The following is a 24,621-nucleotide window of genomic DNA, read 5'->3' as shown; positions in this document are numbered from 1 at the left end:
CGGCGGGGGCGGCGGGGCCGGATTCAGGGATCAGTTGCGGACGCGGCCGACGCGGCCCACCTGGGGCAGGTTGCGGATGCGCTTGATGATGCGTGCCAGGTGGATGCGGTCGCGCACCGCCAGGGTCAGGTTGACGATGGCCAGGCGGGCGTCGCGTTCCTCGATGCCGATGCGCTCGATATTGGCATCGGCATCGGTGACCAGGCTGGCCAGCTCCGCCACCAGGCCGCGGCGGGTCTCCATTTCGATGCGCAGCGCCACCGGGAAGTCCTCGGTGATGGTTTCCGACCACTCCAGGGGGAAGAGCTTCTCCGGGTCGCCCTTGAGGTCGTTCAGGTTACGACAGTCGGCGCGGTGCACCACGATGCCCTTGCCCACCGAAAGGTGGCCCAGCACCGGGTCGCCGGGCAGCGGGTGGCAGCAGCGCGCGAACTTGATCACCATGCCCTCGGCGCCGCTGATCACCACCGGGCTGTCGCCCTGGCCGCTGCCCGTGGGGCGCGGGGCCTCCCGACCTGCCGGCAGTGCCTCCACCAGGCGCCGGGCCACCGCATAGGCCATGCGGGTGCCGAGGCCGATGGACTCCAGCAGCTCGTCCTCGTGCTTCACCGACAGCGTCTCCAGCTGGGCGCTCAGGTGCCCCTCCGGCAGCTCCTCCAGGCTGGTCTCGAAATCCGCCAGTGCCTTGTTGAGCAGGCGCCGCCCCAGCTGCACCGACTCGGTGTGCTGCTGGTGCTTGATGGCATGGCGGATCGCCGAGCGCGCCTTGGCGGTGATCACGAAGGAGAGCCAGGTGGTATTGGGCTTGGCCCCCGGGGCGGTGATGATCTCCAGGGTCTGGCCGCTCTCCAGGCGGGTGGAGAGCGGCGCCAGGTGGCGATCGATGCGACAGGCGATGCAGCCGTTGCCGATGTCGGTGTGCACGCTGTAGGCGAAGTCGATCACCGTGGCTCCCTGGGGCAGCTCCATGATGTCGCCCTTGGGGGTGAAGACGTAGATGTCGTCGGGGAAGAGGTCGTTCTTGACGTGCTCGATGAATTCCAGCGAGTCCCCGGCGTGGCGCTGCATCTCCAGCAGCCCCTTGACCCACTGGCGGGCCCGGGCGTGGCTGCCCTCGGCGATGGGGTGATCGGTCTGGCCGGCCTTGTAGAGCCAGTGGGCGGCGATGCCGTTGTTGGCCATGGCCTCCATCTCGCGGGTACGGATCTGCACCTCAATGGGCATGCCGCCGGCGCCGAACAGGGTGGTGTGCAGGCTCTGGTAGCCGTTGGCCTTGGGGATGGCGATATAGTCCTTGAAGCGCCCCGGCACCGGCTTGTAGAGGTTGTGCACCACGCCGAGGATGCGGTAGCAGCTGTCGACGCTGTCGGTGATGATGCGGAAGCCGAAGACGTCCATGATCTCGGCGAAGGACTTCTGCTGATCGCGCATCTTGCGATAGATGGAGAGCAGGTGCTTCTGGCGCCCCACCACGTTGCCGGCCAGGCCCTCGTCGTCCAGGCACTGCTGGAGGCTGGTCTGCAGCTGGCGAATCGCCGAACGGCGATGGCCCCGGGCCTTGCTCACCGCTCGCTTGATGCGTTCGGCGCGCATCGGGTAGATGGCCTGGAAGGAGAGGTCCTCCAGCTCCACGCGGATGGTGTTGATGCCCAGGCGGCTGGCGATACGGGCGTAGATCTCCAGGGTCTCGCGGGCGATGCGGCGCTTCTTCTCCGGGCGCAGGGCACCCAGGGTGCGCATGTTGTGCAGGCGGTCGGCGAGCTTGACGATGATGACCCGGATATCCCGGGACATCGCCAGCACCATCTTCTGGAAGTTCTCCGCCTGGGCCACCGCCTTGTCCTCGAAGGCGATCTGGGTCAGCTTGGAGACGCCGTCGACCAGCTCCGCCACCGGCTCGCCGAACTGGGCGGCCAGGGCCTCCTTGGGCACGCCGGTATCCTCGATGACGTCATGCAGCATGGCGGCCATCAGGCTCTGATGGTCCATGTGCATGTTGGCGAGGATATTGGCCACCGCCAGGGGGTGGGTCACATAGGGTTCGCCGGAACGGCGGCGCTGGCCGTCGTGGGCCTGTTCGGCGTAGTAGAAGGCGCGCTTGACCTGCTGGATCTCCTCGGCGGGCAGGTAGCTACCGAGGCGGTCGGCCAGGTCGTCGATGGTAAACATGGGCGCGCCTTATTGCTGCGGAGGGAGGGAAAAAGCGAGGAACGGCGTTGCCGTTACTCGCCGTAGCCTGCTTCCGCCTCCGGCCGCGGGCGTACCAGCGCCTCCACCGGCTCGTTGAGCACCTGATCGTCGATCTTGCCGGCGGCGATCTCGCGCAGGGCCATGACGGTGGGCTTGTCGTTGTCCCAGGGCAGCAGGGCGTCACGGGAACCGCGAGCCAGCTGACGGGCGCGCTGGGTGGAGATCATCACCAGCTTGAAACGGTTTTCCACGTGATCCAGACAATCTTCAACGGTAACTCGCGCCATGAACGGTATCCTGATGTTGCACTGCCGGCTTGAGCGCGGCGTGTATTCGGGGGGACAAAAAAGTCTACTCGACCCCATGATCCTGTGACAAGAGCGCCTCGATCAGCGCCGCCTGGCCATCGCGAACCCGTGCCAGCCGAGTACGGCCCGCCAGCACCAGGGCACACAGCTCGTCCAGGGCCACGGCGAAGTCATCATTGATGATCACATGATCATACTCGTCATAGTGAGACATTTCGCTGATGGCGTCGCGCATGCGCCGGGCGATCACCGCGGCGTCGTCGGTACCGCGGCCGGTGAGCCGCTCCTCCAGGGCGGTTCGGGAGGGGGGAAGGATAAATACCGACAGGGCCTCCGGAAACTGCTCGCGGACCTGGCGGGCGCCCTGCCAGTCGATCTCCAGGATCACGTCCTGGCCGGCGGCCAGGCGCGCCTGCACCGCCGGGCGCGAGGTGCCGTAGTAGTTGTCGAAGACCCGGGCATGCTCGACGAAGTCGCCGCGGGCGATCATCGCCTCGAAGGCGGGCACCTCCACGAAGTGGTAGTTGACGCCATTTTCCTCGCCGGGACGCTTGGGCCGGGTGGTGTGGGAGACGCTCACCTCGATGCCGTCGAGGCGCTCGAGCAGGGCGCGCACCAGGCTGGTCTTGCCGGCGCCGGAGGGGGCGGAAACGATGAAGAGGGTGCCTTGGGACATGTCGGGCTCCGGGTCGCGGGGCGAGGGGCGGCGGGGCCGCCCGCATCCAAAGCCAGGCATTATACGCCCCCGGAGGGCGGGCCGTCATGGCCCGCCCCGGTGTCTCAGGGCGTCTCGGGGCAGGGGGTGGCCGGGCGCCGTTCCAGGCGCCGTCCGATCAGGAAGACCCCCAGGCCGCCGGCGGCCAGGGCGGCGCCGACCAGGCCGCTGGAGGACCAGGTCGCCCCGGCCTGGATTACCAGTGCCGCTAGCCAGGCGCCCAGGGCATTGGCGCAGTTGAAGGCGGCGTGGTTCATCGAGGCGGCCATGGTCTGGGCATCGCCGGCCACGTCCATCAGCCGGGTCTGCAGCGCCGGCCCCAGGGCCATGCTGGTGCCCACCAGGCCGACGAACAGCAGGCCGGTGACCAGGTGGTTGGCGGCGAAATAGAAGCCGCCCTGGACCAGCAGGCACCACAGCAGGATGCGCGGAATCGCCTTGTCCAGGTCGCGGTCAGCGGCCCGGGCCCCCACCAGGTTGCCGGCGATGGTGCCGATGCCGAAGATCGCCAGGGTCAGGGGCCCCAGGACCTCGCGCATGCCGGCCTGGCTGGCCAGGGTCGGTACCACATAGCTGAACACCGCGAACATGCCGCCGAAGCCGATGCTGGCGATGCCCAGGGTGATCAGCACCCGGGGCTTGGCCAGGGCGGAGAGCTCGCGGCGCGGACTGGCGCTGGCGTCACGGGGCTGGCTGGGCACCCAGAGGCGAATCAGCCCGGCGGTGGTCAGGGCGATGACGCCGACGCCGATAAAGGCGCTGGGCCAGCCCAGCCACTGGCCGGCCCAGGTGGCCAGCGGGGCGCCCACCAGGATGGCCCCGGTCAGCCCCAGCATCACCCGGCCGATGGCGCGGGCGCGCTGATCGACGGGCACCGCCGCCGCGGCGACCAGGGCGGCGACACCGAAATAGGCGCCATGGGGCAGGCCGGCCAGGAAGCGCAGGCCGACGAAGGGCCAGAAGGCGGTGGCCAGGGCGCTGGCGATATTGCCCACGGCAAACACCAGCATCAGCAGGATCAGCAGGGTGCGACGCGGCATCCGGGCGGCCAGGGCGGCGATCAGCGGGGCCCCCACCACCACGCCCAGGGCATAGCTGGAGATCGCATAGCCCACCTCGGCGGTGGCCACCTGGAGGTCGGCGGCGACCCGCGGCATCAGGCCCATGATCACGAATTCGCTGGTGCCGATGCCGAAGCCGCCCAGGGCCAGGGCGAACTCGGCCAGGCGAGGATGGCGCGCCCCGCGGGTGGGTGCGGATGATGACGTCATGGGGCCTCCCGAAAAGCGAACGACTCCGGCGGAGGCCGGAGTCGCGTAGTAATAATACGAAAGTGTAAGGCAAGAGCCATTAGGAGGCGAATCGTTTCTTCCTGCGCCCGGTGTCCGCCTCCGAATCAGGGCGTGCGGGGCGCCACCCCGAGGGGGCCCCGGCGCAGCTGGCCCAGCTCCTCGGCGATCAGCTCCAGGGCATACTGGCCGGCCACCGAGTTGCCGCTGCCGTCGAGGGCCGGTGACCAGACGCAGATCGACAGCTCGCCGGGGACGATGGCGACGATGCCGCCGCCGACGCCGCTCTTGGCCGGCAGGCCGACCCGATAGGCGAAGTCGCCGGCGGCGTCGTACATGCCCGAGGTGAACATCAGCGCATTGATGCGCTGGGCCATGGCCGGCGGGATAAAGGCCTCGCCGGTGGCGGGGGCGCGGCCCTCGGCGGCGAGGTAGTGGAAGGCACTGGCCAGGTCGCGGCAGCTCATGCGCAGGGCGCAGCTGGCGAAATAGGCTTCCAGTACCGCGTCCACCTCGTTGTGCAGGTTGCCGAAGGCCTTCATCAGGTAGGCCGCGGCGGCATTGCGGGCACGGTGCTGCCACTCGGAGGCGAGCACTTCCCGGTCGATCATTACCGCGGGGTTGCCGGAGAGGCGCCGGGCGATGTCCTGGAGGTGCTTCACCGGGGTGGCGTAGGCACCGACCAGGTGATCGGTGACCACGATGGCGCCGGCATTGATAAAGGGGTTGCGCGGCTTGCCGCGCTCGGTCTCCAGCTGCATCAGGGAGTTGAAGGGCATGCCCGAGGGGTTGAGCCCGACCCGCTGCCAGAGGGCGTCGCCGTGGCTGCGCAGGGCCAGGCTCAGCAGCAGCACCTTGGAGAGGCTCTGGATCGAGAAGGGCTCCTCGGCATCGCCGGCGCTATAGAGGCGCCCGTCCCGGGTACACAGGGCGATCCCCAGGCGATCGGCCGGCTGGTCGGCCAGCGCCGGGATATAGTCGGCCACCCGGCCCAGGCCGAGCCGGCTGCGGGCCCGCTCGGCGAGGCGTTCCACCCAGGCCTGCAGGGACGACGCGTCGCCGAGATCGAGGCTCGGGGTGCAGAGACTGGCATTCATGGCGTGGATCTCCTGCGAGGAGAGCGGGGCCCCGAGGGGCCCCGCGTGACGGGCTTACCGGGGGGTGGAAGGGGCGGGCGAGGCGCTCGGCTGGCGATCCTCCGGCTCGAGGGTCCAGGCCTCCGGGTCGATCTCCAGGTCGTCGAACTTCTCCGCCGCGAAGGTCGGTCGCTTCACGCCGGCGGCCAACTGGTCGTCGAAGTCACGCATGAAACGCAGCCCCGGCTTGATCAGCAGGATCAGGGCGATCAGGTTGGCCAGCGCCAGGAAGCCCATGGTCACGTCGGCGAAGGCGAAGACGGTGCCCAGGTTGGTGGTCGCCCCCCAGGCGCACAGGCCGATGACGGCGATGCGGAAGGCATTGAACAGCAGGCCATTCTGGCGGCTGAGGAAGTTGAGGCTGTTCTCGCCCAGGTAGTAGTTGTAGAGAATGGTGCTGAAGCCGAACAGCAGCAGGGCGATGCTGACGAAGCTGCGTCCCCACTCGCCCACATGGTCGGCGAGGGCGGCCTGGGTCAGGGCCACGCCGTCGACGCCGGCGCCCAGGGCCGGGTCATAGGCGCCGCTGAGCAGGATGATAAAGGCAGTGGCGGAGCAGATGATCAGGGTGTCGATGAACACCGAGAAGGACTGCACGATGCCCTGGTTGACCGGGTGCGGCACATAGGCCACCGCGGCCACGTTGGGGGCGCTGCCCAGGCCGGCCTCGTTGGAGAAGAGCCCGCGCTTGACGCCCATCAGGATGGCGGCGCCGATGCCGCCGCCGACCGCCTGCTCCAGGCCGAAGGCGCTGTGCACGATCAGCAGGATGGCGTCCGGGATCAGGGTCACGTTGAGGACCAGCACCGCGATGGCGATCACCAGGTAGCCGACGGCCATGACCGGCACCAGCACCTCGGTGACCCGGGCGATACGCTTGACGCCGCCGAAGATGATCAGGCCCACCAGCAGGGCCAGGGCGATGCCGGTGACGTGAACCGGGATGCCGAAGGCGTCGCCGAAGGAGGTGGCCACGGCGTAGGACTGCAGGGCGGTGAAGCCGAAACCAAAGGTCACCAGCAGCAGGATCGAGTAGAGGGCGGCGAGCCAGGTCCAGCGGCTGCCCAGGCCCCGGGAGATGTAGTAGGCCGGGCCGCCACGGTAGGTGCCGTCGGGCTCGGCGCTCTTGTAGGCCTGGGCCAGGGTGCACTCGAGGAAGCTGGTGGCCATGCCCATCAGGCCCACCACCCACATCCAGAAGATGGCGCCGGGGCCGCCCAGGGTGATGGCCACCGCCACCCCGGCGATATTGCCGCCACCGACGCGGCCGGCCACCGAGAGCAGCAGGGCCTGGAAGGAGCTGAGGTGGCCATGGGTATCGCGCTTGAAGGCGTGGCTGGCGCCGAGGATGCGGAACATGCGCGTGAAATAGCGGAACTGCACGAAGCGCGACAGCAGGGTGAAGCCGATGCCGACCGCGACCAGCAGGGCGATCAGCACCTTGCCCCAGAGGAACTCATTGATCAGATCCAGCATGGGGCACCTCCGGCGAGGCGGGTGAGGGACAGCGGGCGGGTGATCGCCGGCCGGGCGATCGGAGACGTTGTTATTGGCATGGTGGGTCGAACCTCTTGCTCGGGAATGTCGGGGCTCCATCGAGGAAGCCAGGCTGAGAGGAGCAAGTCGCGTGCCAGGTCGCCGAATTTAAGGTAAGTGATTGTTTTTGATCTTGTTGTTTTGGGGATTCTGGTCGGGGACAGGCCGCAAGGGGTATAACCCGGTGTCCGGGGTGTCGCGGGTCGGCTTGGTAACTTACTGAAAATAAACCACTTTAATAAGATATAACCCAGGTTATAAGTGATCGAGGGTTATAGGGGATCGCCGTCGTCCTGGCGGCGCCGCTTGAGTCGCTTGCTCAGCGCCGGCTGGGAGATGCCCAGCAGGCGCGCGGCGAGGGACTGGTTGCCTTCGGCACGCCGCATCGCCTCGGTCACCAGCAGGTCGGCCACCTCGTGGAGGGTGGGGAGGGGCTCGTCCGGGGCGAAGACCGGCCGTCGTGGCGCCTCGGCATCAACGGCGGGTGCTTGCCCGCCGCCCTGCTCGATGGCGCGCTTGAAGGCCTCCATGGAGAGCATGCGGCTGCGGTGCAGGCTGATGGCGTCGAAGGCCATGGCGCGCAGTTCGCGCACATTGCCGGGGAAGTCGTAGTTGGCCAGCAACACCGGCAGCTCCGGCGGGTAGCTCGGTACCGATTTGCCCAGCTCCTCGGCGGCCTCGGCCAGGAAGTGATCGAGCAGCAGGGGCAGGTCCGGCTTGCGGCATCGCAGCGGCGGGATCAGCACCTGGTGGGTGCGCAGCCGGTAGTAGAGGTCCTTGCGGAAGTCGCCGGCCTGCTGCTTGGCGTGCAGGTCCCGGTGGGTGGCCACCACGATGCGGGCGTTGAGGCGCTTGGGACGGTCGCTGCCCAGTGGATAGTACTCGCCCTCCTGGAGCAGCCGCAGCAGCTTGACCTGGGAGGCCAGGCTGAGGTCGCCGATCTCGTCGAGGAAGAGGGTGCCCTCCGCGGCCTGCTCGATCATGCCGGCCCGGGCCTGCTCGGCGCCGGTGAAGGCGCCGCGCTGGTGGCCGAACAGGGTGTCGGCGAAGACGTTGTCGTCGAGTCCCGCCACATTGACGCTGACCAGGGGGCCCGGGCGGCCGCTGAGGCGATGCACGGCGCGGGCCACCAGCTCCTTGCCGACCCCGCTCTCGCCGCAGATCAGCAGCGGTTGGCGGCTCGGCGCCACCGACTCCAGGTACTGGAAGACCGCCCGCATGCCCTTGTCGGCGGTGATGATCGGCGCGAAGGCCTCGGGGTGCTCCAGGGTATCGTCGAGGACGCGCCGGCGCAGCGCCTGGTTCTCGAGCTTCAGCTCCTGGAGGCGAATGGCGCGCTTGATGCCGGCGATCAGGCGGCGCTGCTCGTCGGTCTTGACGAAGTAATCGAAGGCGCCGTTCTTGATGCAGTCGACGGCGGTCTCCACCTGGTTCATGCCGCTGATGATGATGACCCCGACGTCCGGATGCTCCTCGACGATCCGCGCCAGCAGCGCCTCCCCCGAGAGGTGGGGCATGGTCAGGTCGAGGGTCACCAGGCCGATCGGCTCCCGGGCCAGGATCTCCATGACTCGGCGGGGGTCCTCGCAGCGCTGCAGGTGGGTGATGCCGCTGCGCTCCAGGGCGATGCTCAGGCCGCGCAGGTAGGCGGGCTCGTCGTCCACCAGCAGGATGCCGAAGTCGGGGTAGCGGTTGTCGGTCATGGGCGCTTCCTCTGGCTGGCGTCAGGCGGCGACGCCTCCACCGGCAGCGACAGGGTCACGGTGGTGCCCTGTCCCGGCCGGGAGGCGAAGGCCAGTTCGCCGCCGTGCTCGTGGACGATGCCGGCCGAGACCGAGAGGCCCAGGCCGGTACCGCCGCACTCCCGGCGGGTGGTGAAGAAGGGATCGGTCAGACGGTTCAAGGCCTCGGCGGGGATGCCACGGCCCTGATCCGCCACCTCCAGGATCACCCGGCGGGCGGCGGCGTCATGGCGGGTGCTCAGGCGAATGCCCTGGTCGCGCGCTTCCAGGGCCTGGCAGGCATTCAGGACCAGATTGATCACCACCTGCTCGAGGCGCTGGGTATTGCCGCGCACCATCGGCAGGTCCGGGGCATAGCGGGTCGTGAAGCGGTCGGTGGCCTGGCGGATCGAGTTGTCCACCAGGCGCGTCGCGGTGCCGACCACCTGGTTGAGGTCCAGGGCGTCATCCAGGTCGCGGCTGTCCTGGCGGGCGAAGTCCTTGAGGTCGCCGACGATGCGTTTGATGCGCTGGGTGCCCTCGAGCATCTCGTCGAGCATGGGCGGGATCTCGTCGCGCATCCGTGAGTAGGGCAGGCCGCCGAGGGAGAAGTCGCCATGCTCCCGATAGTAGGCCTCCAGGATCGGCCGGGCGTCGTCATAGGCGTCGCGCAGTACCGGCAGGTTGAGCAGCAGCAGGCCGCTGGGGTTGTTGATCTCGTGGGCCACGCCGGAGACCAGGATGCCCAGGGACGTCATCTTGTCGGCCTGGATCAGCTGCTGCTGGCGCTGGCGCAGCTCCTCGGTATGGGCGGCCACCTGGCGCTTGAGCATGCGGTTCCACACCATGATGCCGCCCAGCACCAGCAACAGCAGGCCGGAGAGCACGGCGCCGACCAGGCCGATGCGCTTCCAGGGGACGCCCTCGGCCTGCTCCAGGGGGCCCAGCCACTTGTCATAGATCGCCTGGTGGCGGCCGGTGTTGCGGAGGATGGCGAGCCCCTCGCTGAACTGGGCCAGCAGGTCGGCGTTGCCGCGCCTCACCGCGTAGCCGTAGCGCAGCGAGAAGGGCTGGGCCACGGGGACGATATTGGTCAGGCCCAGCTCCTGGCTGAGATAGAGCGCCGGCAGGTTGGCCACCAGGGCGTAGTCGTGCTGGCCGGCGGCCAGGGAGCGCAGGGCATCGGCGTGGGTATCGGTGGTGATCGGGCGGATATCCAGGCCCTGATCGATCAGGAAATCATGCATGATATCGCCGCGCTGGACGATCACCTCGCGGCCGCGCAGGGCCTCGAGACTCTCCACCGGAGGCGTGCCGCGGCGGGCGAAGATCGACTGGTGGACGATGGCATGGGGCGGGGCGAAGTCGAAGGCCTCGGTGCGCGCCTCGGAGAAGGACATGCCCTGGAGGATATCGATCTCGCCGCTCTCCAGGCCGTGGCGCACCTCGCTCCAGGTGGCCAGCTCGATGCGTACCTCGAGCCCCATCACCTCGGCGATGGCCCGGGTCAGCTCGACGTTGTAGCCGGCCGGCTGGCCCTGGTCGTCGAGGAACTCGTAGGGCGGGTGATAACGGTCACCACCCACCACGATCACCGACTCGGCCTCCCCCCGGGCCGCCGCCGGCAGCACGGCGAGCAGCGCCAGCAGCAGCGGCAGGAGGCGATGACGAAGCGCGACGAGGCGCGGGCGGGCGATCATGCCGGAGTCACTCGATATTCTGGATCTGCTCGCGCATCTGCTCGATCAGCACCTTGAGCTCCACGGCGCAGCGGGTCGTCTCGGCCACCACCGACTTGGAAGAGAGGGTGTTGGCCTCGCGGTTGAGCTCCTGCATCAGGAAGTCGAGGCGCCGGCCGACGGGACCCTTCTGGGTCAGCTGGCGCTCCACCTCGGCCACATGGGTCTCCAGGCGGTCGAGCTCCTCGTCCACGTCGGCCTTCTGGGCCAGCAGGGCGATCTCCGCCTCCAGGCGCTGGGGGTCGAGCTCGGCCTGGAGGGCGGCCAGGCGCTCCTGGAGCTGGGTGCGCTGGCGCTCGAGGATCGTCGGCAGCAGGCCGCGCACCCTGGCGACCTGCTCGCCGATGCCGGCCAGGCGATCGCGGATCAGTTCGGCCAGCTTGGCGCCTTCCCGGGCGCGGCCGGCGATCAGGTCGTCCACCGCCGCGGCGAAGAGTTCGCCGGCCGCGGCCTTGATCGCTTCCAGGTCCGGCTCGGCGGCCTCGACGACGCCGGGGTGGTCGAGCAGCGCCAGGGCGTCGGGCATGGGGGCGTCGGGAATCTCGGCACGCACCTGCTGCAGGGCGAAGCCCAGGGCGGCCAGGTGTTGACGGTTGATGGTCAGGGCCTCGCCCTCGCCGGCGGACTCGAAGCGCAGGCTGCACTCCACCTTGCCTCGGGCCAGGCGCCGGCGCAGGGTCTCGCGGAACACCGGCTCCAGGTCGCGCAGGCTATCGGGGAGGCGGAAATGGGGTTCCAGGTAGCGCTGGTTCACGGAGCGCAGCTCCAGGTGCAGGCTACCCCAGTCGGCGTCCCGGCTCAGCCGGGTGAAGGCGGTCATGCTGTGAACCATGGGAACTCCTGATGGTGGGCGCAGGGGGCGACAGTGTAACCGATTAAGGGTGTAGAATAAGCGCCCTGCCAGAGGTTCCAGGGCCATTGGCAGTGCTTAGGGGCGCTGGGGCAGGCCGAAGCGAAGCGTCTTTTTCATGGACGAAAAAGTCGAGCGCCCAGGGAGGGGTTCACAGCGTCTTCGCGGAGTTGCCTGCCCCAGGGTAGCCCCGGGCCACGACTGATGGCCTGACCCAGAGAGTTCACCCGATGACGAGAGGTTCTATGCGCCCCAGCGGACGACAGCCCGACCAGCCCCGCGAGATTCGCCTGACCCGGGACTATACCCGCCATGCCGAGGGTTCGGTGCTGGTGGAGTTCGGCGACACCAAGGTGCTGTGCAACGCCAGCGTCGAGGCCGGGGTACCGCGCTGGCTGCGCGGCAAGAACCAGGGCTGGGTCACCGCCGAGTACGGCATGCTGCCCCGGTCCACCCACACCCGGAGCGGTCGCGAGGCGGCCCGGGGCAAGCAGGGCGGCCGCACCCTGGAGATCCAGCGGCTGATCGGCCGCTCGCTGCGTGCCTCGGTCAACCTGAAGAAGCTCGGCGAATTCACCATCACCGTGGATTGCGACGTCATCCAGGCCGATGGCGGCACCCGCACCGCCTCCATCACCGGTGGCTGCGTGGCCCTGGTGGACGCCATCCGCTACCTGCAGCGCAAGAAGCTGATCAAGTCCGACCCCTTCCAGCAGCTGGTGGCCTCCATCTCGGTGGGGCTCTTCAAGGGCCAGCCGGTGGTGGACCTGGACTACCCCGAGGACAGCGGCGCCGATACCGACATGAACGTGGTGATGACCGAGGGGGGCGGCCTGATCGAGGTGCAGGGCACCGCCGAGGCGGGCCAGTTCAGCCGCGCCGAGCTCAACGCCATGCTCGAGCTGGCGGAAGGCGCCGGGGCGACCCTCTTCGCCCGCCAGCGCGAGGCCCTGGGCATTCGCGACTGAATTCCGGCCAGACGACTCCCCCAGAAACGCATCACGCCGGCGAGTGCCGGCGTGATGGGGCCCCGAGGGGCGGCGACGGAGGCCTGGGTCATAGCGTCAGGTCATACTCCACGATCAGCGGCGCGAACTCCGAGAAGGTGGCATCGCGGTCGATCCAGGCGTCGACCACATGGCGGCGGAAGTTGGGGCCCACCACCTGGTAGTCGAGGCGCCAGCCCTCCTGGCGGGAGCGCGGTACGTCCTGGTCGAGCTTGGGCCACCAGGTATACTCGCCGGCATCGCGGTTGATCTCGCGGAAGGTGTCGATAAAGCCGGTGGGGCCGAACAGCTGGTCCATCCAGGCCCGCTCCTCGGGCTTGAAGCCCGGGGTGGTCTGGTTATCGGCCCAGTTCTCCAGGTCGATGGTCTTGTGGGCGACATGCCAGGTGCCACAGATGATGTACTCGCGGCGCTTGCGAGCCATCTTGGCCAGGTACTCCTGGTACTGCTCCATGAAGGCCTGCTTGGCCTGGGGGTCGCTGCCGTCGGGCATCAGGAAGCTGACGATGCTGAAGCGATCGTAGTCCGCCTGCAGGAAGCGCGCCTCGTTGTCGCACTGGGGGAAGCCCAGGCCATACATGATCGCCTTGGGGATCTTGCGGCAATAGATGCCCACCCCGGAGAAGCCATCCTCCTCGGCGTCCAGGAAATAGCCCTCGTAGCCTTCCGGGTAGAGGATGCTATCGTCGAGCTCGAAACTCTTGGTCTTCAGGTTCTGCACGCAAACGACATCGGCGTCCTGGTTGGCCAGCCAATCCAGGAAACCGCGGCTCACCGCTTCGCGGATGCCGTTCACATTAATGGTCGCGATCTTCATCACATAGTCCCTTTACCGTCGCGCGTGTATGATACCTGACGTTTCGACGTTTGGGTAAATGGCCCGTACCGATTAACCATGATAGGGGGAAGCGTGGCGGACAGCATGCAGCCATATCAGCGAGAATTCATCGAGTTCGCCATCGAGCAGGGTGTCCTGCGCTTCGGCGAGTTCACCCTCAAGTCCGGCCGGGTCAGCCCCTACTTCTTCAACGCCGGCCTGTTCAAGAGCGGCGCCGCCCTGGCACGCCTGGGACGCTTCTACGCCCAGGCCATCGCCGACAGCGGCCTCGACTTCGATGTGCTCTTCGGCCCCGCCTACAAGGGCATCCCCCTGGCCGCCACCACCGCCGTGGCCCTGGCCGACGGCCATGATCGCGACACCCCCTTCGCCTTCAACCGCAAGGAGGCCAAGGACCACGGCGAGGGCGGCAATATCGTCGGTGCCGAGCTCGAGGGCCGTATCCTGATCATCGACGACGTCATCACCGCCGGTACCGCCATCGGCGAGGTGATGCAGCTGATCGATGCCGCCGGCGCCAAGGCCGCCGGGGTGGTGATCGCCCTGGACCGCCAGGAGCGCGGCAAGGCTGACGGTGAAACAAAGAGCCAAAGCGCCATCCAGGAGGTCGAGGCGCGCTACGGCATGCCGGTGGTGAGCATCGTCACCCTCGACCTGGTGCTTGAGTACCTGGAAGCGCACGCTGGCGAAGCGCTCAAGGCCCACGCCGCGGCGATCCGCGACTACCGGGCCCGCTACGGAATTCAGGCCGACTGACCCGGCCTCGGCAAGCAAGGAGAACGACTCCCCATGAAAGTGATCCCTACCCTGGTGGCCGCCGGCGCCCTGGCGCTGGTCGGCACCTCCCTGTGCCATGCCGCCAGCCTGGACCTCAACCTGAGCGGCGATGCGGTGCAGTTCGAGGCCAATGTCGAGGTGGCCTCCGGTATCCAGCTGGGCGCCGGCGTGCTGGACAGCGACTATCGCGGCGACGCCACCGTCTGGCACGGCCAGCTGCTCGGCGTGGAGCGCACCCGCGACTACGAGATCGGCGTCGGCGCCCGCTGGACCCAGGTGGATAGCGACTTCGGCGACGGCGGTGGCCTGGGCCTGGGCGGCTATGGCTACGCCTACCTGCCCCAGGCCCCGGCGGTTTCCCTGGGCGGCTACGGCTTTTATACCCCCGGCGTGGTCACCAGCCGCGACCTGGACGACGCCTTCGAGTATGGGGTGCGGGCCCGCTATGCGGTGACCTCCAACGTGGACGCCTACCTGGGCTATCGCCGCTTCCGGGCCGACTTCGATCGCCCCGGCATCGGCACCCGGACCCTCGACAGCGGCGTGCACGGCGGCGTGCGCCTGGTCTTCTGATCCTGTCCAGGACGCCACCGTCGATGCCTCGGGCCCCGTCATGGGGCCCGAGCGCGTTTGGCCGATGATCGTTTCAGGAAGCGCTTATGCTTGATGTGGTGCTCTACCAGCCCGAGATCCCCCCCAACACCGGCAACCTGATCCGCCTGTGCGCCAACACCGGCTTCCGGCTGCACCTGATCGAGCCGCTGGGCTTCGAGCTGGACGACAAGCGGTTGCGCCGTGCCGGCCTCGACTACCACGAGTGGGCGCGGGTGCATGTGCATCCCGGCTGGGAGGCCTTCCTCGAGTCGGTGGCGCCCGAGCGCCTCTTCGCGGTCTCTACCCGCGGTCGCACCGGTTATCACGAGCCCGCCTATCGGGAGGGGGACGCCCTGGTGTTCGGCCCCGAGACCCGCGGCCTGCCCCAGGCGCTGCTCGATGCCCTGCCCGAAGCGCAGCGGCTGCGCATCCCCATGCGCGCGGACAGCCGCAGCCTGAATCTCTCCAACGCCTGCGCGGTGCTGGTGTTCGAAGCCTGGCGTCAGCTGGGTTTCCCCGGGGCGGCACCCTGCGATGCCCCCAAGGAGTAAGCGATGTCGATTCAACAGCGGCTGGCCAAGCTCAACCCCCGCCAGCGGGAAGCGGTGCGCTATATCGACGGTCCCTGCCTGGTGCTGGCCGGGGCCGGCTCCGGCAAGACCAGCGTGATCACCACCAAGATCGCCTACCTGGTGCAGGAGTGCGGCATGAGCGCCCGGCGCATCGCCGCGGTGACCTTTACCAACAAGGCCGCCCGGGAGATGAAGGAGCGGGTCGGCCAGATGCTCAAGGGCAAGGAGGGCCACGGCCTCACCGTCTCCACCTTCCACACCCTGGGCCTGACCATCATCCGCAGCGAGCTCAAGACCCTCGGCTACAAGCCGGGCTTCTCGCTGTTCGACCCGGACGATGCCAAGGCGCTGCTGCGCGACCTGATGAACAAGGACGCCCAGGTGGATGCCGACCAGATCAATCGGGTCCAGGCCACCATCTCCAACTGGAAGAACGACCTGATCCTGCCGGGCCAGGCCCTGTCCCACGCCGCCGACGAGGACGAGCTGTTCGCCGCCCGGGTCTTTGAAGCCTACAACCGCCACCTCAAGGCCTACAACGCGGTGGACTTCGACGACCTGATCCTGCTGCCGGTGGTGCTGCTGCGCGACGACCCGGAGGCCCTGGCGCGCTGGCGCAAGCGCATCCACTACATGCTGGTGGACGAGTACCAGGACACCAACGTCAGCCAGTACCTGCTGGTCAAGCTGCTGATGGGCGAGCGCCAGACCTTCACCGTGGTGGGCGACGACGACCAGTCGATCTACGCCTGGCGCGGGGCGCGGCCCGAGAACCTGGTGACCCTGGGCGAGGACTTCCCGCGCCTGCAGGTAATCAAGCTGGAGCAGAACTACCGCTCCACCGGCACCATCTTGCGCGCCGCCAATACCCTGATTGCCAACAACCCCCACGTCTACGACAAGACCCTGTGGTCGGAGATGGGCCCCGGCGAGCCGATTCGCGTGGTGGTCAACCGCCACGAGGAGGCCGAGGCGGAGCGGGTGGCCAGCGAGATCCTCACCCGGCGCATCAAGGAGCGCGCCGAGTGGCGCGACTTCGCGGTGCTCTACCGGGGCAACTTCCAGGCTCGGCTGCTGGAGCTCAAGCTGCAGCACTACCAGATTCCCTACAAGCTCTCCGGCGGCACCTCCTTCTTCTCGCGCAACGAGATCAAGGACGCCATGGCCTACCTGCGCCTGCTGATCAACCCGGCGGACGACAATGCCTTCCTGCGCATCGTCAACGTGCCGCGCCGGGAGATCGGCCCCGGCACCCTGGAGAAGCTCGCCAACTACGCCAACGAGCGCGGCGGCTCGCTGTTCGCCGCCTGCGGCGAGATGGGTCTGGCCGAGCAGCTGCCGGTCAGAGCCGTGGAACGCCTGGGTCGCTTTACCCACTTTATCGAGGCGGTGCGCCGACGCATGGACGGCGGCGATGCCATCGCCGCCATTCGCGAGATGATCCGCGAGATGGACTACGAGGCCTGGCTCTACCAGAACGCCAGCGCGCCGACCATCGCCGAGCGGCGCATGGCCAACGTCTGGATCCTGATCGACCAGCTCGAGAAGTCGATGGAGCGCGAGGAGGAGAGCAGCGCCTCGGAGGAGACCGAGACCGACGGCGTGGAGGCGGCCATCTCGCGGCTGGTGCTGCGGGATATCCTCGAGCAGCAGGCTGAGGAGGACGACTCCGACCGGGTCCAGCTGCTGACCATGCACGCCTCCAAGGGGCTGGAGTTCCCGCATGTCTACCTGATGGGCTGGGAGGAGGAGCTGCTGCCCCACCGCAACGCCATCGAGGTGGGCACCGTGGAGGAGGAGCGGCGCCTGGCCTATGTAGGCATCACCCGGGCCCGCCAGACCCTGACCCTGACCCTGGCCCGCCAGCGCAAGGCCTATGGCGAGCTGATGGACTGCACCCCGAGCCGCTTCCTCGACGAGCTGCCCGCCGACGACCTGGAGTGGGAAGGCCGCGCCGACAAGGAGGACCCGGACAAGAAGCAGGCCCGGGGCAAGGACGCCATCGCCGGGCTGCGCTCGCTGCTGGGGTGAGCCGAGCGCGGACGACGCCGGAAACGACAACGGGCACCCCGAAGGGTGCCCGTTGTCGTTGAGCGGGGCTCGATCGGCGCCGCTTACTGCGCTTCGGCGACCATATAGTCGACGATGGCCTTCACCTCGTCGTCGCCCAGGCCGGCATTGCCGCCCTTGGGTGGCATGGCGCCCAGGCCGTTGATGGCGTGGTCATAGAGGGTCTCGGTGCCCTGCTCCAGGCGCGCGACCCAGGCATCGGCATCGCCCAGCACCGGGGCACCGGCCACGCCACTGGCGTGACAGGCGGCGCAGCCGCTGCTGCCGTAGAGGGTCTCGCCATCCAGACCGCTATCGGCGCTGGCTTCCTCGGCGGCCACATCATCGCTGCTCGGCGCGGGGACCTCCATCACCGGCTCCAGCAGATAGGCGGTGGCCGCCTCCACTTCTGCATCGCTCAGGTTGGGGTTACCGCCCCGGGCCGGCATGGCATTGAAGCCATTGATGGAGTGATCCAGCAGGGTGGCGAAGCCCTGCTCGACGCGGCTGGCCCAGGCCTCCTCGTTGCCCCGCACCGGGGCATTGGCGGCACCGGTCTCGTGGCAGGCCATGCAGACATTGCCATAGATGGCGCTGCCATCGATGGCATCACCGTTACCGCTGGGGGCTGCCGCGGCAACGGCGCTGCCGCACTCCTCGCCCTGCAGGCAGAGTTCGCCCACCGGCTTGAGGCGCTCGGCGATCGCCTCGCGCTCGCTATCGGTCTGGGCCTGTGCGGCCATGGCCAGGCCTGCGGAGAGGCCCAGGGTGGCCAGGCACCCCATCATCAGCTTGCTGGATTTCACTCTCACCACCTCGTCGACGGTACTGTTATTCGAAATCGGGTCGCGCGCTGCGCAAGTGGCGACAGTATACCGGCATCCCTCTGGGCAGGAAAATGCCATCCTTCGCCGAATGGCCAGCCCTCGGTGGCGGCTGGGCTGGACAGCGGCCAGGGGGGAAGGTAGGATGACGACCGCCTGGCCGCCGCGTCAGGCATCGCGCGCCCGTAGCTCAGCTGGATAGAGTACTGCCCTCCGAAGGCAGGGGTCACAGGTTCGAATCCTGTCGGGCGCGCCACGCTTTCCGAGAAGGGCCCGCGAGAAATCGCGGGCCCTTCGTCGTTTGTGGCCGGATATGGCCTAAATATCAGAAATTTATAATGTTTTTCGGTGGGGTACAGTCTTCTTCAATGCGGCCGATGACTCATTAGAGCCGTGTCCATCGAGGAGTCCCGCCATGCGCTTTCCCGTCCCGTTTTCGCCCCTGCTGCTGATCCTGTGGCTGGGCGCTTCCCTGGTCCAGGCCCAGGAAAGCCCCGTGCTCACCGTGACCCGGGGCGGGGAGAGCGACGCCCTGAGCCTCGCCGAGATCGAGCGTCACGGCCTCCATGAGGTGGAGATGCGCCATTTCGAGGGGCCGGAGGGGCGCTTCGCCGGTGTCTGGCTCGACGACTTCCTGGCCGCCGAAGGGCTGGATCACGCCGCCCGGGTGCGCTTTATCGCCCATGACGACTACACCACCTTCCTGACCCCGTCCCAGCGGGCGGAGAAGGCCTACCTGCTGGTGACCCGCCTGGACGGCGAGCCCCTCGGACGAGACCAGTTCGGGCCCCTGATGCTGGTGGTGCCGGCGGATGCGGTGGGGGTGCTCGAGGGCAGCGAACCCTCGTCCCGCTGGATCTGGTCGATCCGTGAGGTGAGCGCCCGGTGAGGGCGGGGCGCCGCCTGGCACTGGGCATGGCGGGGGCTTTTATCCTGCTGGTGACGCTGAGCCTGCTGGCGGTGAGCACCTATATCACCGAGGCGCGCCGCCATGTGGGGGCCGACTATATCGCCATGGTCACCGACGTGGTGCGGGCCCAGGAGGATGCGGTGCGTCTGCGGCTGACCCTGGACAACCTCAAGGACAGCGCCGATACCCTGCATGTGGAGCAGCTGGAGCGACTGATCTGGATCATCGGGTTGCGTATCCAGGGCATCGCCGGACTGCTGCAGCGCAGCGAGATTCCCCGCGCGGCCTATCGCCCCCTGGTCGAGGAGCTGGCCTATCTGGAGTCGCGCCTGCCGGCGCTGGAGCGTGCCCTGGTGGCCTTCCAGACGGGGCGCGACCCGCGGCGCCTGGAAGAGGTGGGGGGCGAGCTGGAGGAGGGGCTGGCCTGGGCCTATAGCGAACTCAACGAACTCCTGCACCAGGCCTCGGCGACCCAGCGGCGCATGATGGAGCGCCTGACCCTGGCGGTGATCGCCCTGGGGCTGGTGGCGGTGCTGATGGTGGGCGGGCTGATGCTGACCCTGCTGCGCCTCTATCAGCAGCGCGAGATCCTGGCTCAGCAGAGCCGCACCGATCCCCTGACCGGCCTGGATAACCGTCGCCACCTCTATGACGTGGCCGCCGAGGAGTTCGAGCGCTATCGGCGCAGCGGCGAGGCCCCCAGCCTGGTGCTGATCGACCTGGACCACTTCAAGCACATCAATGATGCCTATGGCCACCCCACCGGGGATGCCGTCCTGGTGGCCCTGGCGGCGGCCCTGAGCGGCGAGGTGCGGGCCATGGACCGGGTGGCGCGCCTGGGCGGCGAGGAGTTCGCCATTTTCCTGCCTGCCTGTGACGAGGCCGGCGCCTGCCGCCTCGCCGAGCGGGTGCGCGGCCGTATCGCCGGCCTGGGGCTGCCGGGCCGCGCCGCGGAGGAGCGGTTGACCGCGAGCCTCGGGGTGGCCACCGCCACCCCCCACATGGCCGGTTTCGAGGCTCTCTATGCCCTGGCCGACCGGCGCCTTTATCGGGCCAAGGCCGAGGGACGCGATCGGGTCATCGGCGGCGTGACGGGCGAGGCGCTCGACGACTCCCTGGTCAATCCTTAAGGGCGAGGCGCTCGATGACTCCCTGGTCAACCCTTAAGGCCGAGGCGCCGGGCCAGGCGGTGCAGGTTACCCGGGTCCATGCCCAGGCGTCGGGCGGCGCCGGCCCAGTTGTTGCCCTCCGCTGCCAGGGCCCGGGCGATAGTGTCGCGCTGGAAGGCCTCGGTGGCCTCGCGCAGCGGTCGCCGCGGCGGCTCGGTGGTGGCCGATGACGTCTCCGGCGGGGGCGCGGCGCCGTCTCCGGGCAGGGCCAGATGATGTCGCTGGATGGCCAGCGGGTGGCGGCGGGTCGCCTCCGGGGCGTCGGCCAGGGCGCGCAGCGCCGCCCGGGCCAGGGTATGCTCCAGCTCGCGAATATTGCCCGGCCACTGCCAGTCGAGCAGGGCCGTCCCCGCCGCCGGACTCAGGCGCAGGTTGGCGAGCCCCAGGCGGATGCGGTTGACCTCCAGGAAATGGCCCGCGAGCAGCGGGATATCCTCGCGACGCTGGCGCAGCGGCGGCACTTCCAGGGGAAAGGCGCCGAGGCGGTGGTAGAGGTCCTCGCGGAAGCGACCGGCAGCCACTTCTGCGGCCAGGTCGCGATTGGTCACCGCCACGATACGCACGTCCACCGGCTCCGGGCGCTCCTGGCCCAGGGGCTGGATCTCTCCTTCCTGCAGTACCCGCAGCAACTTGGCCTGCAGCGCCAGGGGCAGCTCGCCGATCTCGTCCAGCATCAGGGTACCGCCATCGGCCATGCGGAAGTGGCCGCGATGGTCCTTCACCGCCCCGGAGAAGGAGCCACGGCGGTGCCCGAAGAGGGCGCTCTCCGCCAGGCTCTCCGGCAGGGCGGCGCAGTTGACCTGCACCAGGGGGCCCTGGTGGCGCTCGGAGCGGGCGTGCAGGCTCCGCGCGATCAGCTCCTTGCCGACCCCGGTCTCGCCATGCAGCAGCACGCTCATGGCGGTGGGGGCCACCAGGGCCACATTGGCCATCAGCTGGCGCATGACGGGGCTGTTCCAGTGCTGGATGCCCGCCGGAGGGGCCTCCTGCTCGAGGGCCTCGTTGAGCCGTGAGCGGGTGGCGCTGAGCCGGTCGGCCAGGCGCAAACAGGTGCCCAGCAGGTGGGCGGCGGCGGCCAGCTCCGCCTCGTCCAGCTCGGCCAGGGCGCCGGGGGCCAGGGCGTCCAGGGTCAGCAGGCCGGTAAGGCGCTCGTCGTCGTCGCGCAGGGCCACTCCCAGGCAGTCGTGGACCGGGTTGAGGCCTTCGTCGAGCAGGCCGTCGAAAGGGTCGGGGAGCTCGCTGTCCGGCGGGAAGCGACAGACGCCGGGATGGGCGGCGATGGCTGCCAGGCGGGGGTGTTCGGCGAGGCGAAAGCGCCGGCCGCGTACCTCGTCATGCAGCCCGAGCACCGCCACCGGGCGCAGGCTCTCCTCCTCCAGCACCATCAGGGTACTGGCGTCGGCGGGGTAGTCCCCCACCAGGGTCTCCAGCAGCCGGGCCCAGGCGGCCTGGGCGGGGGCCTCATGGGTCAGCTGGGTAAGCAGGTGGCGCAGGGCCTCGAGGAAGTCGGTCATCGGTGTCACTTAAACAATATCGTTGTCACTATAACAGCATCAGTCGAGTCAAAATAACACTCTTGGGGCATCGCTCTGGGGACTAGGGGGGGATGCCAAGACGCCAGGCCCAGGGTTATCGCCGTTAGTGGGCTCCCGCTGTTGCGGCCCGGGGCTACCCTGGAGGCAGGTCCTCGCGGGGCGCTGTAAACCCTTCCCTGGGCGCTACCGATGCCATCCCTGGCATAGGACCCCCGCTCAGCTCTGCCTCCAGCGCCCCTTGGCAATTCCGGCTCGTCTGCCCTGCTACGCGTGTGATCCCGGGTGGTTGGCATGTCTCTTGCTCTAGGGAAGAGGCAGAGAGCCAAACCCACTCGATGATCAAGGAACGCCATGCTGACTCACGACCAAGAACAGCTGATCGCCGCCACCGCCCCGGTGGTCGCCGAACACCTCGACGCCATTACCCAGCGCTTCTATCCGTTGATGTTCGACCGTTACCCGGAGGTCCAGGCCCTCTTCAACCCGGCTCACCAGGCCAGCGGCGCCCAGCCCCGCGCCCTGGCCGGGGCGGTACTGGCCTATGTGCAGTTGCGCCATGAGCCGGCCCGGGCCCGGGCGGCGCTGGCCACGGCGATCAGCAAGCATGTCTCCCTGGGCATCGCCCCGGAGCAGTACCCCATCGTCGGCGAGTGTCTGATGGCGGCCATCGGCGAGGTGCTGGGCGAGGCCGTGACCCCGGAGATCGCTGGTGCCTGGGGGGCCCTCTACGAGGAGCTGGCGGGGCTGCTGATCGAGCTGGAATCCCACCACTACCACGCCTTCGCCAGTCTCCCCGGCGGCTGGCAGGGCACCCGCACCTTCCGCCTCGCCGAACGCCGCGAGGAGAGCGCGGTGATCACCTCCTTCCTGCTGGAGCCGGTGGACGGCGGCCCGGTGGCGGACTTCCAGCCGGGGCAGTATATCGGCGTCAAGCTGAGCCTGGACGGCGAGACCCACTATCGCCACTACAGCCTCTCCGCCTACCCCAACGGCCGGAGCTATCGCCTCTCCATCAAGCGCGAGCCCGGCGGTCGGGTCAGCGAGCACTTCCATGCACGGATGGCGGTGGGCGATACCCTGGAGCTGCTGCCCCCGGCCGGTGACCTGACCCTGGCGCCCGGCGCCGCCCCGGTGCTGCTGCTCAGCGGTGGCGTGGGCCAGACCCCGATGCTGCCCCTGGCCCGCCAGGCCCTGGAGCAGGGGCGTCGGGTGATCTATGTGCATGCCGCCCGCGACGCCGCCCATCACGCCTTCGCCGGGGAGCTGGCGGATCTAGATGGCGCCTTCCCCCAACTGCTAGATACCACCCTGCTCTATGAAGAGGGCGAGGGGGGCGACTACCGGGGGCGTATCGATCGTGACCTGCTGGCGTCGCTACTGCCCGAGGGGGAGGCGCACTGCTACTTCGTCGGTCCCCAGGGCTTCATGAGCGCGGTGAACGCCCATCTGGAGGCCCTCGGGGTGCCCGTCGAGCGGCGTCACTTCGAGCACTTCGGGCCGGCCCGGCCGCTGGACATGGCGGCCTGAGCGCCTCCGGCGACGCCTTCCCTCCTCGATGACCGGCAGCGGGCCCAGCGTTGAAAACGACGCTGGGCCCGCATCCATTAGTGGCTACGCTTAGTGGATCGACGATTGAACGGTCATTTAATTGCCATCCGATGGACACCTGGCGGCCGTACCATCGTCGCGCTATCCAGTGCTGTCGACTCAACCTGTCCACCGGAGAGAGAACCATGTCGATCACGCGTCGTCGTTTCCTCAAGGGGTCCCTGGCGGCGGGCGCCGCCGCCGCGGCGCCCACCTTCTATATCAACAGCGCCCTGGCCCAGGAGCAGACCCTGCGCATCTATGCCTGGGCCGGCTACTTCACCGATGCCATGCTGGCGGACTTCACCGAGAAGACCGGGATTCGTGCCACCTTCACCCCCTATGGCACCAACGACGAGCTGATGAACTCCCTGCGCGCCACCGACGGCAGCGGCTTCGACGTCATCATGCCCACCGTGGACCGGGTGCCCGGCTACCTGGATTTCGACCTGATCCAGCCCCTGGATACCTCCCGCATCAACTGGGACGGCGCCCTGGAGAGTGCCATCGAGGGCTCCGAGGTGGGCGGTGTGGTGGATGGGCGCCGCTACTTCGCGCCCAGCGACTGGGGCACCGAGGCGATCACCTGGCACCGTCGTTACGCCAATATCGATCGCGCCAGCCTCAGCTATGCGGACCTGTGGAACCCGGAGCATGGCCAGGGGGTGACGGTACGCGGCCACTCCGCCCTGGTGGGCATCGGCCTGTGGCTGGAGCGGGAGGGCCGGCTGCCCTTCCCGTTGCTCGACTCCTACCGCAGCGAGGAGGCGATGCGCGCCAACTTCGACGTCATCCTCGAGGAGGCGGTCAAGCACAAGCAGATGCTGGTGCAGTTCTGGGACACCGAGAACGAGGCCCAGGCCGCCTTCCGTACCAACGGCGCCATCATCGGCCAGACCTGGGACTCCACCGCCTTCCGCCTGCAGCAGGAGGGCGAGGACATCGCCTATGGCGCGCCCCGGGAAGGGGCCCTGGCGTGGATGGAGGGCTTCGTGATTCCCAAGAATGCCCGCAACCCGGACGCCGTCTACGAGCTGATCAACTGGTACTACACCCCCGAGGCGGGGGCCATGTTCGTCGAGGCCACCGGCTACAACTCCACCGCCAAGGGCGCCACCGAGCTGTTGCCGGAGGCCACCCGCCAGTTCTTCACCGACTCCTACACCGAGCAAGACCTGGCCAACCTCTGGTGGTGGCCGATCCAGGAACCCTGGTACGTGGCGCTGCGCAACGAGTATCAGGATCGCTACCTAAGCGCTTGAGCGAGTACTTGAG

21 protein-coding genes and 1 tRNA gene are annotated in these 24,621 nt (G+C 68.5%); 10 read left to right on the top strand and 12 right to left on the bottom strand.

The window, feature by feature from the left end:
- Window positions 1-30 precede the first annotated feature (30 nt).
- The 9 genes from IHD13_RS11230 to IHD13_RS11190 form a co-directional block, all read right to left on the bottom strand.
- Window positions 31-2,169, bottom strand: coding sequence for a RelA/SpoT family protein (locus IHD13_RS11230; protein ID WP_195861133.1), 2,139 nt, complete (start codon window positions 2,167-2,169; stop codon window positions 31-33).
- Between the two features lie 53 nt (window positions 2,170-2,222).
- The gene (gene rpoZ, locus IHD13_RS11225; protein WP_195861132.1) at window positions 2,223-2,477 is read right to left on the bottom strand and encodes a DNA-directed RNA polymerase subunit omega; all 255 of its coding nucleotides are present in this window, start codon (window positions 2,475-2,477) and stop codon (window positions 2,223-2,225) included.
- Window positions 2,478-2,541: 64 nt separating this feature from the next.
- Entirely contained in the window at window positions 2,542-3,174 is a 633-nt protein-coding gene (gene gmk / locus IHD13_RS11220) for a guanylate kinase (RefSeq protein WP_195861131.1), read from the bottom strand.
- Window positions 3,175-3,278: 104 nt separating this feature from the next.
- A complete protein-coding gene (locus IHD13_RS11215) occupies window positions 3,279-4,484 on the bottom strand; it encodes an MFS transporter (RefSeq protein WP_195861130.1) in 1,206 nt (401 codons plus the stop codon).
- 125 nt (window positions 4,485-4,609) lie between these two features.
- On the bottom strand, window positions 4,610-5,599 hold the full coding sequence (gene glsB / locus IHD13_RS11210) for a glutaminase B (protein ID WP_195861129.1): 990 nt from the start codon (window positions 5,597-5,599) through the stop codon (window positions 4,610-4,612).
- Between the two features lie 54 nt (window positions 5,600-5,653).
- Window positions 5,654-7,114: an alanine/glycine:cation symporter family protein gene (locus IHD13_RS11205; RefSeq protein WP_195861128.1), complete on the bottom strand. Its 1,461-nt coding sequence runs from the start codon at window positions 7,112-7,114 to the stop codon at window positions 5,654-5,656.
- 332 nt (window positions 7,115-7,446) lie between these two features.
- Window positions 7,447-8,877, bottom strand: coding sequence for a sigma-54-dependent transcriptional regulator (locus IHD13_RS11200; protein WP_195861127.1), 1,431 nt, complete (start codon window positions 8,875-8,877; stop codon window positions 7,447-7,449).
- On the bottom strand, window positions 8,874-10,595 hold the full coding sequence (locus IHD13_RS11195; RefSeq protein ID WP_195861126.1) for a transporter substrate-binding domain-containing protein: 1,722 nt from the start codon (window positions 10,593-10,595) through the stop codon (window positions 8,874-8,876). The genes IHD13_RS11200 and IHD13_RS11195 overlap by 4 nt, the downstream gene beginning before the upstream one ends.
- Before the next feature lie 7 nt (window positions 10,596-10,602).
- Window positions 10,603-11,466 carry a YicC/YloC family endoribonuclease gene (locus tag IHD13_RS11190; RefSeq protein ID WP_195861125.1) on the bottom strand — a complete coding sequence of 288 codons (864 nt, stop codon included), beginning with the start codon at window positions 11,464-11,466 and terminating at the stop codon, window positions 10,603-10,605.
- 263 nt (window positions 11,467-11,729) lie between these two features.
- Between IHD13_RS11190 and rph the strand changes: the two genes are divergently transcribed.
- Window positions 11,730-12,452, top strand: a complete 723-nt coding sequence (gene rph, locus IHD13_RS11185; RefSeq protein WP_230086258.1) for a ribonuclease PH — start codon at window positions 11,730-11,732, stop codon at window positions 12,450-12,452.
- Window positions 12,453-12,540: 88 nt separating this feature from the next.
- On the opposite strand, the gene IHD13_RS11180 is transcribed toward rph, so the two are convergent.
- Entirely contained in the window at window positions 12,541-13,308 is a 768-nt protein-coding gene (locus IHD13_RS11180; protein WP_195861123.1) for an exodeoxyribonuclease III, read from the bottom strand.
- A 105-nt stretch (window positions 13,309-13,413) separates the two neighbouring features.
- Here IHD13_RS11180 and pyrE point away from each other — a divergent pair, with 105 nt between their 5' ends.
- From pyrE to rep, 4 genes are all read left to right on the top strand, one after another.
- Complete coding sequence (gene pyrE, locus IHD13_RS11175; RefSeq protein WP_195861122.1) at window positions 13,414-14,085, top strand: orotate phosphoribosyltransferase; 672 nt, start codon at window positions 13,414-13,416, stop codon at window positions 14,083-14,085.
- 33 nt (window positions 14,086-14,118) lie between these two features.
- Complete coding sequence (locus tag IHD13_RS11170; protein ID WP_195861121.1) at window positions 14,119-14,679, top strand: YfaZ family outer membrane protein; 561 nt, start codon at window positions 14,119-14,121, stop codon at window positions 14,677-14,679.
- A gap of 86 nt (window positions 14,680-14,765) precedes the next feature.
- On the top strand, window positions 14,766-15,251 hold the full coding sequence (trmL, locus tag IHD13_RS11165) for a tRNA (uridine(34)/cytosine(34)/5-carboxymethylaminomethyluridine(34)-2'-O)-methyltransferase TrmL (RefSeq protein WP_195861120.1): 486 nt from the start codon (window positions 14,766-14,768) through the stop codon (window positions 15,249-15,251).
- A gap of 3 nt (window positions 15,252-15,254) precedes the next feature.
- Entirely contained in the window at window positions 15,255-17,303 is a 2,049-nt protein-coding gene (gene rep / locus IHD13_RS11160; protein WP_195861119.1) for a DNA helicase Rep, read from the top strand.
- 83 nt (window positions 17,304-17,386) lie between these two features.
- Here the strand turns inward: rep and IHD13_RS11155 are convergent, their stop codons facing one another.
- Window positions 17,387-18,127: a c-type cytochrome gene (locus IHD13_RS11155; protein WP_326838343.1), complete on the bottom strand. Its 741-nt coding sequence runs from the start codon at window positions 18,125-18,127 to the stop codon at window positions 17,387-17,389.
- A 197-nt stretch (window positions 18,128-18,324) separates the two neighbouring features.
- Between IHD13_RS11155 and IHD13_RS11150 the strand changes: the two genes are divergently transcribed.
- The 3 genes from IHD13_RS11150 (at window position 18,325) to IHD13_RS18565 (ending at window position 20,185) form a co-directional block, all read left to right on the top strand.
- Window positions 18,325-18,401: transfer RNA gene (locus tag IHD13_RS11150), tRNA-Arg, on the top strand.
- Window positions 18,402-18,560: 159 nt separating this feature from the next.
- Entirely contained in the window at window positions 18,561-19,034 is a 474-nt protein-coding gene (locus tag IHD13_RS11145) for a molybdopterin-dependent oxidoreductase (RefSeq protein WP_195861118.1), read from the top strand.
- Window positions 19,031-20,185 (top strand): GGDEF domain-containing protein, encoded by a 1,155-nt coding sequence (locus tag IHD13_RS18565; RefSeq protein WP_195861117.1) that lies wholly within the window; start codon window positions 19,031-19,033, stop codon window positions 20,183-20,185. Before IHD13_RS11145 ends, IHD13_RS18565 begins: the two co-directional genes overlap by 4 nt.
- A 26-nt stretch (window positions 20,186-20,211) precedes the next feature.
- On the opposite strand, the gene norR is transcribed toward IHD13_RS18565, so the two are convergent.
- Window positions 20,212-21,738, bottom strand: a complete 1,527-nt coding sequence (norR, locus tag IHD13_RS11135; protein ID WP_195861158.1) for a nitric oxide reductase transcriptional regulator NorR — start codon at window positions 21,736-21,738, stop codon at window positions 20,212-20,214.
- Window positions 21,739-22,110: 372 nt separating this feature from the next.
- Between norR and hmpA the strand changes: the two genes are divergently transcribed.
- Both hmpA and IHD13_RS11125 read left to right on the top strand, forming a co-directional pair.
- Window positions 22,111-23,286, top strand: a complete 1,176-nt coding sequence (gene hmpA / locus IHD13_RS11130; protein WP_195861116.1) for an NO-inducible flavohemoprotein — start codon at window positions 22,111-22,113, stop codon at window positions 23,284-23,286.
- A gap of 206 nt (window positions 23,287-23,492) precedes the next feature.
- Entirely contained in the window at window positions 23,493-24,608 is a 1,116-nt protein-coding gene (locus tag IHD13_RS11125) for an extracellular solute-binding protein (RefSeq protein ID WP_195861115.1), read from the top strand.
- The last annotated feature ends 13 nt before the right edge of the window (window positions 24,609-24,621 follow it).

The sequence above is a fragment of the Halomonas sp. 328 genome (assembly GCF_015645095.1).
In the GTDB taxonomy this organism is placed as follows: Bacteria; Pseudomonadota; Gammaproteobacteria; order Pseudomonadales; family Halomonadaceae; genus Bisbaumannia.
The sequence above is the reverse complement of the archived record's forward strand: the minus strand, read 5'-3'. Positions and strand labels throughout refer to the sequence as shown.

Coding starts and splice junctions, on each gene's coding strand:
- IHD13_RS11230 (WP_195861133.1), bottom strand. CDS start 2,169: ATGTTTACCATCGACGACCTGGCCGACCGCCTCGGTAGCTACCTGCCC.
- rpoZ (WP_195861132.1), bottom strand. CDS start 2,477: ATGGCGCGAGTTACCGTTGAAGATTGTCTGGATCACGTGGAAAACCGT.
- gmk (WP_195861131.1), bottom strand. CDS start 3,174: ATGTCCCAAGGCACCCTCTTCATCGTTTCCGCCCCCTCCGGCGCCGGC.
- IHD13_RS11215 (WP_195861130.1), bottom strand. CDS start 4,484: ATGACGTCATCATCCGCACCCACCCGCGGGGCGCGCCATCCTCGCCTG.
- glsB (WP_195861129.1), bottom strand. CDS start 5,599: ATGAATGCCAGTCTCTGCACCCCGAGCCTCGATCTCGGCGACGCGTCG.
- IHD13_RS11205 (WP_195861128.1), bottom strand. CDS start 7,114: ATGCTGGATCTGATCAATGAGTTCCTCTGGGGCAAGGTGCTGATCGCC.
- IHD13_RS11200 (WP_195861127.1), bottom strand. CDS start 8,877: ATGACCGACAACCGCTACCCCGACTTCGGCATCCTGCTGGTGGACGAC.
- IHD13_RS11195 (WP_195861126.1), bottom strand. CDS start 10,595: ATGATCGCCCGCCCGCGCCTCGTCGCGCTTCGTCATCGCCTCCTGCCG.
- IHD13_RS11190 (WP_195861125.1), bottom strand. CDS start 11,466: ATGGTTCACAGCATGACCGCCTTCACCCGGCTGAGCCGGGACGCCGAC.
- rph (WP_230086258.1), top strand. CDS start 11,730: ATGCGCCCCAGCGGACGACAGCCCGACCAGCCCCGCGAGATTCGCCTG.
- IHD13_RS11180 (WP_195861123.1), bottom strand. CDS start 13,308: ATGAAGATCGCGACCATTAATGTGAACGGCATCCGCGAAGCGGTGAGC.
- pyrE (WP_195861122.1), top strand. CDS start 13,414: ATGCAGCCATATCAGCGAGAATTCATCGAGTTCGCCATCGAGCAGGGT.
- IHD13_RS11170 (WP_195861121.1), top strand. CDS start 14,119: ATGAAAGTGATCCCTACCCTGGTGGCCGCCGGCGCCCTGGCGCTGGTC.
- trmL (WP_195861120.1), top strand. CDS start 14,766: ATGCTTGATGTGGTGCTCTACCAGCCCGAGATCCCCCCCAACACCGGC.
- rep (WP_195861119.1), top strand. CDS start 15,255: ATGTCGATTCAACAGCGGCTGGCCAAGCTCAACCCCCGCCAGCGGGAA.
- IHD13_RS11145 (WP_195861118.1), top strand. CDS start 18,561: ATGCGCTTTCCCGTCCCGTTTTCGCCCCTGCTGCTGATCCTGTGGCTG.
- norR (WP_195861158.1), bottom strand. CDS start 21,738: ATGACCGACTTCCTCGAGGCCCTGCGCCACCTGCTTACCCAGCTGACC.
- hmpA (WP_195861116.1), top strand. CDS start 22,111: ATGCTGACTCACGACCAAGAACAGCTGATCGCCGCCACCGCCCCGGTG.
- IHD13_RS11125 (WP_195861115.1), top strand. CDS start 23,493: ATGTCGATCACGCGTCGTCGTTTCCTCAAGGGGTCCCTGGCGGCGGGC.